The 12,135-nt window shown below is 39.6% G+C and carries 13 protein-coding genes; 6 read left to right on the forward strand and 7 right to left on the reverse strand.

The features are described 5' to 3' along the window. The first annotated feature begins 675 nt into the window (after positions 1-675). Entirely contained in the window at positions 676-1,038 is a 363-nt protein-coding gene (locus ACFSR0_RS11215; protein WP_379982753.1) for a Lin0368 family putative glycerol transporter subunit, read from the forward strand. Further along, entirely contained in the window at positions 1,035-1,379 is a 345-nt protein-coding gene (locus tag ACFSR0_RS11220) for a Lin0368 family putative glycerol transporter subunit (RefSeq protein WP_379982755.1), read from the forward strand. The genes ACFSR0_RS11215 and ACFSR0_RS11220 overlap by 4 nt, the downstream gene beginning before the upstream one ends. A gap of 1 nt (position 1,380) precedes the next feature. On the opposite strand, the gene ACFSR0_RS11225 is transcribed toward ACFSR0_RS11220, so the two are convergent. Next, positions 1,381-1,926, reverse strand: coding sequence for a glycerol-3-phosphate responsive antiterminator (locus ACFSR0_RS11225; protein ID WP_379982757.1), 546 nt, complete (start codon positions 1,924-1,926; stop codon positions 1,381-1,383). Positions 1,927-2,013: 87 nt separating this feature from the next. Between ACFSR0_RS11225 and ACFSR0_RS11230 the strand changes: the two genes are divergently transcribed. Then, positions 2,014-3,057: a 2-hydroxyacid dehydrogenase gene (locus tag ACFSR0_RS11230; protein WP_379982759.1), complete on the forward strand. Its 1,044-nt coding sequence runs from the start codon at positions 2,014-2,016 to the stop codon at positions 3,055-3,057. A gap of 92 nt (positions 3,058-3,149) precedes the next feature. On the opposite strand, the gene ACFSR0_RS11235 is transcribed toward ACFSR0_RS11230, so the two are convergent. From ACFSR0_RS11235 to ACFSR0_RS11255, 5 genes are all read right to left on the reverse strand, one after another. Further along, positions 3,150-3,497: a P-II family nitrogen regulator gene (locus ACFSR0_RS11235; RefSeq protein ID WP_379982761.1), complete on the reverse strand. Its 348-nt coding sequence runs from the start codon at positions 3,495-3,497 to the stop codon at positions 3,150-3,152. A 28-nt stretch (positions 3,498-3,525) separates the two neighbouring features. After that, on the reverse strand, positions 3,526-4,743 hold the full coding sequence (locus ACFSR0_RS11240; RefSeq protein ID WP_379982763.1) for an ammonium transporter: 1,218 nt from the start codon (positions 4,741-4,743) through the stop codon (positions 3,526-3,528). A gap of 251 nt (positions 4,744-4,994) precedes the next feature. Next, complete coding sequence (locus ACFSR0_RS11245; RefSeq protein WP_379982765.1) at positions 4,995-6,848, reverse strand: carbohydrate-binding domain-containing protein; 1,854 nt, start codon at positions 6,846-6,848, stop codon at positions 4,995-4,997. An 18-nt stretch (positions 6,849-6,866) separates the two neighbouring features. Then, positions 6,867-7,544: a DUF4956 domain-containing protein gene (locus ACFSR0_RS11250; RefSeq protein WP_379982767.1), complete on the reverse strand. Its 678-nt coding sequence runs from the start codon at positions 7,542-7,544 to the stop codon at positions 6,867-6,869. Next, positions 7,534-8,256 carry a polyphosphate polymerase domain-containing protein gene (locus tag ACFSR0_RS11255; protein WP_379982769.1) on the reverse strand — a complete coding sequence of 241 codons (723 nt, stop codon included), beginning with the start codon at positions 8,254-8,256 and terminating at the stop codon, positions 7,534-7,536. Before ACFSR0_RS11255 ends, ACFSR0_RS11250 begins: the two co-directional genes overlap by 11 nt. A 208-nt stretch (positions 8,257-8,464) precedes the next feature. Here ACFSR0_RS11255 and ACFSR0_RS11260 point away from each other — a divergent pair, with 208 nt between their 5' ends. The 3 genes from ACFSR0_RS11260 to ACFSR0_RS11270 are packed head-to-tail and all read left to right on the forward strand — an operon-like array spanning position 8,465 to position 10,839. Then, positions 8,465-9,541 carry a GtrA family protein gene (locus ACFSR0_RS11260; protein ID WP_379982771.1) on the forward strand — a complete coding sequence of 359 codons (1,077 nt, stop codon included), beginning with the start codon at positions 8,465-8,467 and terminating at the stop codon, positions 9,539-9,541. After that, a complete protein-coding gene (locus ACFSR0_RS11265; protein ID WP_379982773.1) occupies positions 9,522-10,442 on the forward strand; it encodes a phosphodiester glycosidase family protein in 921 nt (306 codons plus the stop codon). Before ACFSR0_RS11260 ends, ACFSR0_RS11265 begins: the two co-directional genes overlap by 20 nt. Before the next feature lie 13 nt (positions 10,443-10,455). Further along, a complete protein-coding gene (locus ACFSR0_RS11270) occupies positions 10,456-10,839 on the forward strand; it encodes a hypothetical protein (RefSeq protein WP_379982775.1) in 384 nt (127 codons plus the stop codon). A 19-nt stretch (positions 10,840-10,858) separates the two neighbouring features. Here ACFSR0_RS11270 and ACFSR0_RS11275 read toward each other — a convergent pair whose 3' ends face one another. Next, positions 10,859-12,010 carry an MFS transporter gene (locus ACFSR0_RS11275; protein WP_379983010.1) on the reverse strand — a complete coding sequence of 384 codons (1,152 nt, stop codon included), beginning with the start codon at positions 12,008-12,010 and terminating at the stop codon, positions 10,859-10,861. Between the last annotated feature and the right edge of the window lie 125 nt (positions 12,011-12,135).

Consider the following 12,135-nt stretch of genomic DNA (forward strand, 5'->3'; position numbering starts at 1 on the left):
CAGACAAGGGTTAAATCGTTGGTAACACTGGATTATTGAGTAATTCGCTGTCTATAAAGGTTTTTTGATTTTTTTATGCATTTGATATTGCAATTAAGCAAAAATTTTTTCTCACAACAAGAACCTGTTTCCTTTTTTTAACCCTTCTTTATCAAACGACTTTTCCTATATTCTTCTTTTTCCCGATTTTCACCGTCCTTCTGTTCTAAAAAAAAATGATTGTTCATTATTCGCAAACTTTTTTTCCTTTTTGATTTGAATTGTTCCGATTTTCTTTTTCCCGCATTCTCTTTTCTTTTACAAAATAGTTATTTCTACCTTATTTCAATTATTTTTGTGAATTTTTCTTTACTTCACAAACACCCTTCAGATCTCTCTTTTTTTCTATGCAATCACGCCAAATTATTGATTAGGTTATTCGATTTTATTTTTTTTGCTTGCGTTTTCATTTGCTTATTGCTACAATGACCTCAGATTCAATAAAACAAAATATTTTTTAGTTGATAGAGAATAGAATCAGCTAGGTACTCCATTAAGCTTGCTTTTTGGGGTACTTAGCTGATTTTTTTGTTGAATCTACTTTTGTTCAGTTCTGGATCCTTGCACCATTACCCAAACATTCAGTTTTTTTAATCAATGCCGATAAATATGACGAAATGTTTTGGGAGGATTAACATGAAAAATGTAAAAAGTTTTATTGGCTTTGCTTTTGCTGGTCTGTTTGTCATGAGTTCTGTATGGTCTACATTTGGTGAAGGTGGGATTTTCTACGCTTTCATCGGCGGGACGATTATTATCACATCTTTATGGTTTTTAAATCATTATTGGGATCTCATCCATAATCATGAGAGTGCAGCTTTTGTTGACATGGCGATGGCGATAGGAATTGCTGGAATCGTTCGCGACACGTTACTCAAAGGAACACATGAACTCGTTTTGTCTTTACCAACATTATTTTTCGTTTTATTAGGTGGGACTTTAGCCGGCTTTACCGCTTACTTTATCGAAAAATTTGATCAAAAGGAGGCAAAAAAATGACAATCGCTCAAGCTATTACAACAACCGTTGGCGCTTTCATTTTCCCACTGCTTGTTCGTTTAATGTGGGGAAAAATGATGGATGAATGGAAAGCATTTGGTGGACTTGCCGCCATCATACTCATTGTGATGCTCTCTTGGAGCTTAAATCACGGTGCTGCCGTTCCCTTTATTCATCAAAGTGGAGGTGTCTGGATTGACCAAGCAAATGCAGTTGCAATTGGTGTGCTTGTTGCCACACTTATGCATAGACAAAGCCTAAAAAGAAGTCTTCCTACTATTACCTCTGCGGTCTTAGCAGGAATCTTCAGTGGCTGTATTCTATTCCTTCTCTTTCAGTAATTCACCAGATGGTTAGATCACTTGAGGTTGCACCAATAAAGCCAGCTTTAAGTGCATCTTTCAACAATTCATTACTACAAACAAAGCCACCAATTAGAAATTCAGCATCCTGCCGAATTTCTTTAAATTCTTTGATAAATTGCATGGCATAAGCTGCCGGTCGAACTTCAAAGAGCGATGCAGGGGAGGAAACGATGATTTTTTTCGCACTATCAATTGAGCGCGAATCAATTAAGGTTAATAGTTGAATGGTTGCTAGGCCAGCTTTTTGGGCCCAACTCAATCTACTTGGAGAATTGCTGATGACATAATCAATATTGAATTTGTCTTTCAACAACTTAATTCCTATCTGATCAGCAGTGAAACCACCTATTAACTCTAAATTTACAGCAACTTTTTTCTCACTTTTATGGCATTCATTCACTAACATATCCAAATTACCTATATGACAGTTTGCCAAAAGGATGACATTTACGGAACGTATCGTTAATGCTTTTTTTAAAGATTTGATATTCGTAATAGAAATCATTGAGATGTTTGTGATCATCGACTATTTTCCTCCTTTGATATCGTTTTCTAATTATAACGAGTTTTTTTTCAAAATCAAGAATCAACTAGCAAAGGATGGTTACGAATGGAAAAGACAAAAATTTTACTTGTTGCAGATGGTGGGGTAACGCCTGCCTTAATGCAAAAATTTTATGAATTAGAAAAAATGGGTGCGGAAGTCACTATGGTTGAGGATAAAGATATGAACGCCATGGGACCCATTACGAATCGTATGCTTTTAATTGAGCAAGAAGGAATTGACAAAGCACCCAATTGCGACGCCTTACTTAATGCGTGTGAGGACAAAGATATTATTGTCGTTCACGTTGCCTCCATCAACAAAGATGTCTTGGAGAAAGCTAAAAATCTAAAATTGGTGGCCGTTTTACGAGGTGGGGTAGAAAATGCAGACCTAGCACTGCTAAAAGAAAAGCGAATTCCTTTGATTAATGCTCCATGGCGTAGCGCTCATGCAGTTGCTGACTTTACTGTCGGAATGATGATTGCTGAGAATAAAAACATCGCTCGTAGTTACCATGCTATACGTGAAGGGAATTGGAGGAAAAATTATACCAACCAAGCCTACATTCACGACTTACGCACACGAACTGTTGGTATTTGTGGATTTGGTTACATTGGTCAACGGGTTGTTGAACGGCTTCGCGGATTTGGTTGCAAAATATTGGTCACAGATCCTTTTGCTAAGGCTGAAGACGTTAGCAAAGCTGGTGCAACATTAGTTACAAAAACGGACTTGCTGGCTCAGTCCGATTATATTAGCCTTCATCTTCGTTTGACAAAGGAAACCACGCATTACATCAGTGCCGAAGAACTTAAACGAATGAAAGACACTGCTTACTTAATTAACACGGCACGCTCTGGCTTGATTAACACTGCTGATTTGATTGCTAGCCTTCAAAATAAATCAATCGGAGGCGCAGCAATCGACGTCTTCGATGATGAGCCACTTCCAGCTGATAGTCCATTTTTAACGTTGGATAATGTTACCTTAACCTCTCATATTGCTGGAACTTCTGCCGATACCATGCGAAATTCAGTGGAAATCGGCTTTGATAATTTAAAAGCATACTTGCAAAATCAACCAATGCCAAATGTGTACCCACTTTAACAAGAAATAAAAATCTCCCCATTAACTTGGGTTGACAAAAAACGTTCCGTTTCTAATTCACCCCTAGAAACGGAACGTTTTTCACTCTATTTTTAAATTGCGGACTCTCCACGTTCCCCTGTACGAATGCGGACCGCTTCTTCTACTGGATAAACAAAGATTTTGCCATCGCCAACATTACCTGTTTGACACGTTTTTACAATTAAATCAATCATTTGTTCTACGCATTTATCTTGCAAAACAAATCCAACTTTAATCTTAGGTACAAATGAGGTAATGACTTCTTGTCCACGGACATAATCTTTTAATCCCTTTTGATGCCCAAATCCTAACACTTGAGTAACAGTCATCCCGATAGGATTATCATCAAACGTTTTTTGCATCGCTTCCTTCAAATCATCTAACGTCTCCTGCCGAATAATGGCTTCGATTTTCTTCATAGCGCTCCTCCTCGTTCATTTTTTCGTATTAAGAATCTAGTCCCATAAAGGTTGGGTAGGCACTTTCATCATGTTCACTTCGATCCAATCCAAGGGCTTCATCTTTTGCCGATACGCGAATTGGCATAATAAGTTTCACAATTGAAATAATGATGAAGCTAGCAACCGCTACATAGACAATCGTAATAACCGTCGCTTCTAATTGAGCAACAAACAAATCAACACCACCATAAAGCAACCCTTTACTACCATTTACTGCAGGATCTGCAAAAATCCCAGTTACGATTGAGCCAAAGATCCCCCCCATACCGTGACAACCAAATGCATCCAACGAATCATCGAAGCCTAATTTTTGTTTAATAATCGAAATACTATAGTAACAAAACGGACTAACTAGTAGACCAATCACGATTGAAGACCAAATAGAGACAAAGCCAGCACCTGGCGTAATTGCCACCAATCCTACAACTCCACCGGTACATGCACCAACAAGTGTTGGTTTACCAGTTGCAAAACGTTCTACCGCCATCCAAGAGAGCATCGCTGCAGCGGCGGCTGTATTCGTTGTTAAAAATGCTTGGATGGCAATTCCATCGGCTGCCAATGCAGAACCGGCATTGAACGCAAACCAACCGAACCATAAAAAGCCAGTTCCTAAAACTACGAAAGGAATATTGTGCGGACGATACTCCGCTTGTTTAAACTCACGTCGTTGACCTAACACTAAACATAAAATCAAACCAGAAAGACCTGAACTAATATGAACAACCGTACCTCCAGCAAAGTCAATTGCACCTAGGCCAGCAATAAAGCCACCACCCCATACCATATGAGCCATCGGAGCATACACAACGACTAACCAAATAGCTAGAAATAAGAAAATAGCTGAAAATCGCATTCTACCAACAACTGATCCAGTAATAATGGCAGCTGTAATCAGAGAAAACATCATTTGAAAAATAGCGAATAAACCATCAGGAATACCATTACCTTCCGTCATAGATACACCTTGAAAAAAAATGTGATGCAGGTTTCCTACAAAGGATCCATTCCCACTAAATGAAAGTGAATATCCGACTGCAACCCAGATGATAGATGCTAACCCCATCGTTCCAATTGACATCATCATTGTATTGAGAATATTTTTTCTTCGTTCCAACCCCCCGTAAAAAAATGCGAGTGCTGGGGTCATAATAAAGACCATTGCGCTACAAATGAGAATAAATGCGATATTTCCTGTTTCCATAGACTTGACTCCCTTCAACTTTTCAATGATTGCTTTTTATCTTTCATGTTAGATATACTAACATCATTTATGAGAGAAAACTAGTTATTTTTTCATTCAAATTACAGAAAACATGTCAAAAAACAAAAAAAAACGAATATAACTAATTATATTCGTTTTTTTTATTCAAAACTTAATTATATTTGTGTTTATTCATCACATTTTAAATCAAATGGCACATTTCTTTACACATTTCAACAAGAGCAAACGCCTTAATTTCGATTGCGCCCACCACCAAAGGATCTGGCAGAAGTAGCTGAACCATCTTGCGAGACATTCGTCACTGTCGTATCTATGTCCAACGTTCCTAACTGAGTTCCTCCTGAAACAATGCCGTCTACCGAAAGTCCATTGGTTGCATCGTCATTAAGCGTTCCACCTTTCACTAGTACATAACTCGTATCGGTAGTTAACTTCGAAGTGGCAACAACAAGGTGTTGAAATTCTTTCGTCGGACGTACAGCAATCATCGTGTTCCCATTGCTATCTTTCAGACTAATTAAGGTATTCGCACTTTGGGTATTATCAAAGTAAATACCCACCGAAGTTACCGTAGAGTCGTCACTGACATTTAAGGCCATGTCTGTTGTCCCAGCCGCGACCAGTGTACCACCTGTCAATGTAAAGGCACCATTATAATCCAGTGCACCATTTCCTCCTCTCGTTGGCCCGTATACTGTAACTGTTCCACCTGACATCTTAATGTTGCCATTGCTGTCCAAACCATCTCCTTCTGCATCAATGGTTACTATGCCACCGGTAATAGTGATTTCCTTGCTGTCATCCGACTGCTCACCACCTCCACCACCAAAAGAATCCTGACCAAATTGACCTTCACTTGTTGAATCACTGCCACCTGCTGCATTGATTCCGTCATCACTAGCAGTAATAGCAGTCGTTCCACCACTGATTGCCACCACACTTCCTTCTAATCCTTCATATGAATCGTTGATGGCTATTTTTCCACTTGAAATTGTTAGTGTATCATCCGCGTGAACGCCATCATCCCCGGATTGCGTGGTTAAGGTTGCTCCTGAAAGCGTGACATTTCCATTGGCGTGGACACTATCATCCGCACTATTGATAGTAAGGGTTCCACTTACCAACTTGATGTCGCCTCCTGCTTTCAATCCTTTATAACTTTCCTCGTCACTTACAGATGAATCCTCAAATCCGCCTGCTGTTTGGATGGTGATTTGTGCATTTTGGACAGTTAGGTTGGTTTCTGCTTGCACCCCATCCCGTGCACTTGTAATAGCGAAAGTCCCACCATCAATGGCGATATATCCTTTTTTAGTATCTTCCGAATTATTTGCCTGAATACCATCTCCTTCTGTTGTTTGAATGGTAAAGTTTCCATCGCGAATGGCCACAGAGTCTTTTCCCTTAATGCCGTTATTCTTGGCACTAACTACATAGGTGCCCGAGATAAAACTGACATCATCTTTCCCCCGAATACCATTGTTGTTATTACCGGTCACCTTCAACGTTCCTGTTCCATTAAATACTAAGTCTTCCTTACTATAAATGGCCGCATCCGGCTCCGTTTCACCATTTTCCAGTGTGTAGGTTGCGCTATCCTTCACTGTATTGGTGGTCCCTTCCGCCAAAGTAATAATGGCTTTTTCAGTCTGTTTAATCCAAACAGCTGGACCATCTTCAGAAGTGATCGTCACATTTTTAAAAATGAGATGGACCTTCTCTTCTTTGCCGACATTGACGATTAATTGCCCACGGGTTAATTCACCACTAATGACATAGGTACCCGCCGCTTGAATCGTGACCTTTTGCCCATCAACACTCACACCCTCGCCATCCACCGTTGAGTTATTGGCTAAGGAGATGGTGGTAGCTTCCGCTTCGTTGTAGGAAGAATCCAAATCTTCGGCTTCGTAGTTGCCAAAATATTCCTCGGTTTTCGTTGTTGCATTCGTTGTCGAAATTGAAGTAGAACTAGCCGTCCCTGTCGTTAAAGAACTCGTTGTCGACTGCGTAGTTGATTGCGTTTGGCTGCATGCCCCTAATAACATTGTCGAAAGTAACAAAGAATAAATCATTCTCTTCATCGTATTCCTTCTTTCTTTTTATAATTCATCGCGATTCGTCGCTAATTTTCCTAAAACAACTGGTAAATTTCCATTTCTTACTCGTATAGCATCAATAATTTCTTTTTCATCTTGTACATTTTTTAATAGCAAGGTGTATCTGAGTTCATATAAACTTCCCATTGTTGTCGTTCGAACAGATTGTAATTGGTTGGTATACGTATATTGCACAAAAATATCATCAAACAACCCTGGATAGTCAAGATCTTCTGGTATGGTAATCTTTAACTCTCGCTCTGCAATGGATTGACGATTACCAAATGGTAGTGTGTACAAGCCGTACAAGAACACGGCAACAACCAAGGAAAAAATAATACTATACAAGGCATACCCCATCCCCGTCGCTAATCCAATACCCATTGACCAAAAAACACTACTAATATCACGCGCGCCCCCAGGGACAGAGCGAAAACGGATAAGACTAAACGCGCCCAGTATAGCTACCCCCGTCCCAAGATTGCCATTGACTAACATAATGACTGATTGAACCAAGATGGGTAAGACTGCCAATGTCACCACAAAATTTTTGGAATACACATTACGAACCATATGAATTGAAGCAACCAAAATCCCCAGCAACATCGAAACTGCCATACATAGGAATACTCCTTTGATGTCCATAGAAGACGTCGTATCCGTAAGTAAACTATCGAACATGTTCTTTTCCACCCTTCACAAATAAGTAACGCTCATAAGTTTGCGCATATTTTGAAAAACTCGCTTTCCGAATATCGTAAGCAGCTAGTAGCGAGGCAAACCATAGTGGGTATGCACCTAAGGCCTTGACTTCCATCAACACATCAATCTCTGGGGCAACCAATTCATCTTGGGTTTCTCCCGAAAAATGTAAATCCGTTTGACGAAAGCGAATATGCTGATCAAAGGTTACTCGAAAGGCAGTTTCTTCTTTTTCAAATAAGGACAACCGATCATAGGCGATGAGTACGCGCGGACGTAAATCCGTATGTTGGGTAAACAACCAACGAACCTCCTTACCAATTTGCGTTGTTTCCAAAATCATTGGCAAATCTCCAGTTTCTTGCCAGCGCTTGTAGTCTTGATAAGGAATCGGCACTCTCCTTTTGTACACAATTCCGCTTACTTTCTTCTTAATTTCTAAAAAAAGCAAAGATTCCTCCGTTGGTGCACCATAGCTACGTACACGAAATTTTTCCTTATAAACTGGCTTTGTTAGTGAGTGTTGGATAAATGTGTAGTTGTCCGTATCAAAATAGAGAGAAAAAATAGTATGTAATCCGTATTCATCCACATTCATATAGGTCATCAGCTCATGAAAAAAATCGTCAAACGTTGCTTTGTTTATGATATATTTGGTTTCTTTGCGTTCAAAAATATGTTTTAACTTCATCGGGATCCTCCTTTTTCAAACGAGATTATCCCCATCATAAAATAACAATCTTAAATAGAACTTAAACCAGATATATTCAATTATTTATCATGTTTCATCAATTTCATCTATAGTTCCAATTAAAAAAATAACATTCTTCCTTTCTATTTAAGTTCGATTTAAGGACTGGTTCGTACACTACAATTATAAAAAAACCGAGGTGATTTCCATGACAAGTCTTTTACTCATTCCCGTATATGAACCCACTGATAAAACACTCGCTTTTTTTCAAACGCTCACGCATCGCATCGATGTTCCAATTATTATTGTGAATGACGGAAGCAATCCTCGCTTTGACGAACGTTTTTTAGCGATTACCAAAATGAGTCCCACCATTCATCTTTTGCATTATTCAACGAATCATGGCAAAGGTTATGCTCTTCGATACGGTATGCAATATATTTGGAAAAACTTTCCTCAAACGGCCACAATCATAACCGCCGATGGTGATGGACAACATTCTGTCGAAGATATCTGCCATATTCTCACTCTCTTAGAAAATTTACCTGCTAATCAGCTTCTTTTGGGTGTCCGACATTTTACGAAAACATCAACCCCAAAGAAAAGCTACTACGGCAATCGAATTACGTCTTATTTTTTTCTTTTAGCAAGTGGCATCAAATTAGAAGATACACAAACAGGATTGCGTGCATTCTCAGCGCAATCCATTCCCGCTCTCCTAGCAATCAAGGGTGATCGTTTTGACTATGAAATGAATATTCTGGTCGCGTTGCGTTCCTTACAACTCGAACTAGTAACCGTCCCGATTCAAACCATTTACGAAGACAACAACGAACAAACTCATTTTCGACCAATCCACGATTCTATCCGAGTTTATCGGTCATTGTTGACTTTTTTTCTATCATCGCTTGCTTCTTCGTTTGTTGATGTCGGTTGTTTTATGGTGTTACTCATTTTTTTCAGTGCTTCCCCAAGCAACTTATTACTCATCACGGTCATCGCCCGCGTGATTTCAGGTATTGTAAACTATAGTTTGAATAAACGATATGTATTCCAAGACAAACAACAAACGAAGAACTCTTTGTGGAAATACACTAGCCTGTTTTGTTTCCAAATGGTGCTAAGCTGGGCTGGTGTCGCCCTTGTATCCTTGGTTCTGCCTTCCGTTTTATTGACAAAACTACTGGTTGATTGCCTTTTGTTCTTCTTTAGTTATCACATTCAGCAACGTTTTATCTTTAATCAAAAGAAAAAGGAGGCTTCTCATGCGCCACTTCTTCCATAAGCCCTACCGTTGGGCGATTCTTTTTACCGTTTTATTGTTAATGAGTAATACTTATGTGTTACTCAAAGCCTTTGTTATACCAGAAAAGCAACTGGCAATTGCCGCTACAAAAACTACTACTAGCAATACCGCAACTGCTTCAACTACAGATGCGACAAAGGAGTCAACTAGCAAAGCCACGATTACTGATACTTCTTATCAAAGTGATGATTTATCTATTACGCTCACCACAAAACGCGTGGAGGATACGACTGTTTATGTCGTTGATATTCAAACAAACGACAGTTCGCATCTGCTCACTGCCCTAGCTGAAAATAGTTATGGGCGTAACATCAAAGAAACCACTTCTGCAATAGCGGAAGAAAATCAAGCCATTCTTGCAATTAACGGTGATTTTTATGGATTCCGTAGCACTGGGTTTGTCATGAGAAACGGGATCCTTTATCGTGATACTGCCAATGGAGATACAGATGCACTAGTCATTGATAAGAATGGGGATTTTTCCATCATCAATGAACAAACCACTTCCGCCAAAAATTTGACCACCGCAGAACAAATCTTGTCTTTCGGACCTGCCTTAGTTGAAAAGGGGGAAGTCGTTGTCAATCAATCCTCCGAAGTGACACAGTCAATGACCAGCAACCCTCGAACTGCGATTGGCCAAATCGGTGAAAATCATTATGTCATTATTGTTTCCGAGGGACGCACAGAGTCAAGTGAAGGTCTCTCACTTTATGAACTAGCACAAGAAATGCAAACTGCCGGTGCTACCATTGCTTACAATCTTGACGGCGGAGGCTCATCCACGCTCTATTTCAACGGAAAAGTTGTCAATCAAACCGTTGGCGGCAGTCAAAATAGTAGCGAACGCGAAGTTAGCGATATTCTATACTTTAAATAAAAGGAGTACGTAAATGATAAAAAAACAATTTTTACTCTATCTTACTAGCAGTGTGGTACTTTACCTCTTCCAACTAGCTTATCACCATTTCAGTCATGGCGTGTCTTCTCCCAGCCTAAGTTACGCGTGGATGATTCCCATGATTGGTGGCTGTCTATTAACATTTCTTACTCGTATCACTCCTTCAAATACCACCCGTGTCGTTCGTAACTTAGCTAATAGCTCCTTGGCTGTTTTTACTTCATGGGCGCTGTTAACAGGAATTTTGGCAATCGCTGGTAGCGACTCCCCTTATCTAGACCTCTATCTCTATGTTGGCAACGGCTTATTGCTATTTAGTTGTCTCGCTTACCTTCATCGTTTTTCGAAACAAAAAAAGGAATCGCACACTACTTAACGTGAGGCGATTCCTTCATTTAGTAATTTCTTTTCTGTAATTTCAACGAAAGTAATCCTGTAATAAATAAAATAATCCCCGCGACATAATAAGGCGAAACGGGATTCATATCAAACAACGCGCCAGCAACTATTGGGCCTAGGATATTGCCGATACTCGTAAATGTTGAATTCAATCCATTGACTACCCCTTGATTTTCTCCCGCATGGTGCGATAAATAGGAAGTAACCGCTGGGCGGAATAGATCAAAGGCTAAGAAAACAATAAACGTTGCCAGCACAACTAACCAGTGTTGATTCGTCATAGAAATAACAATGATGAATAACGCACTAATAAAGAACGTCCATTGAATCAAACGAATTTCTCCTATTTTTTCGACGATACGATGAAAGAAAAATAATTGCGCAATCAAGGCAAAACCCCCACTAAACATGATGATCAAGGAAATATCTGCCGTTGTAAATCCAAAATTCCAACTCGCCATAATGCTATAGATTGATTCAAAAGCTTGTAAACCAAAAGACGAAATTAAAATAACGATGAAAAAACCAAAGAACAACGGATGAAACAGCACCGAAAAAATCGACTGCTTTTCACTTGAGTTCGCCTCAATTGCTCGCCCTACTTGTTCTGATTTGGGAACTTCTTTCAAAAATAATGAAGTAAAGCAAAACCCAATAAATGCCACCACACCCGCTGCAAAAAAAGGTGTCCGTGTTCCAAAAACGGCCAATAATCCACCAATTCCCGGACCAATTATAAATCCACCACTAATCGCAGCTGACACGTATCCCATCGCTTTTGATCGTTCTTTCAATGTGGTTAAATCCGCGACATAGGCTGTAACAGACGGCATAATACAAGCGGCTGAAGCTCCACCAATCAAACGCGAAACATAAAACCATGAAACCGACTGCGCCCAACCAAATAAAAATTCCGAGATAGAAAACAAACCTAATCCCAAAACAATCATTCGTTTTCTTCCCCATTTATCAGAAGCATGCCCAGCAAATGGCGAAACAATCAGCTGTGCAAATGCAAAAATGGAGACCATCAACCCCATCGTGGTCCCACTTAAATGCATTTCTTCCTTTAACAGTGGCAAGACTGGAATCACCAATCCCACACCCAAAAATACCAAAAACAAGTTAGCATAAGCCAACAGTAACATCTTTTTCTTCAATTAATCCCTCCTGATTCAATCACTTACTAAAAGGTGTTAGCACACCTCCCACCATTGTACTCAATAGCTATCATACTAGTCAAAAAAAGCACATTGGCAATGTGCTTTTTTCC

This window comes from Enterococcus camelliae, from assembly GCF_042685105.1.
In the GTDB taxonomy this organism is placed as follows: domain Bacteria; phylum Bacillota; class Bacilli; order Lactobacillales; family Enterococcaceae; genus Enterococcus_G; species Enterococcus_G camelliae.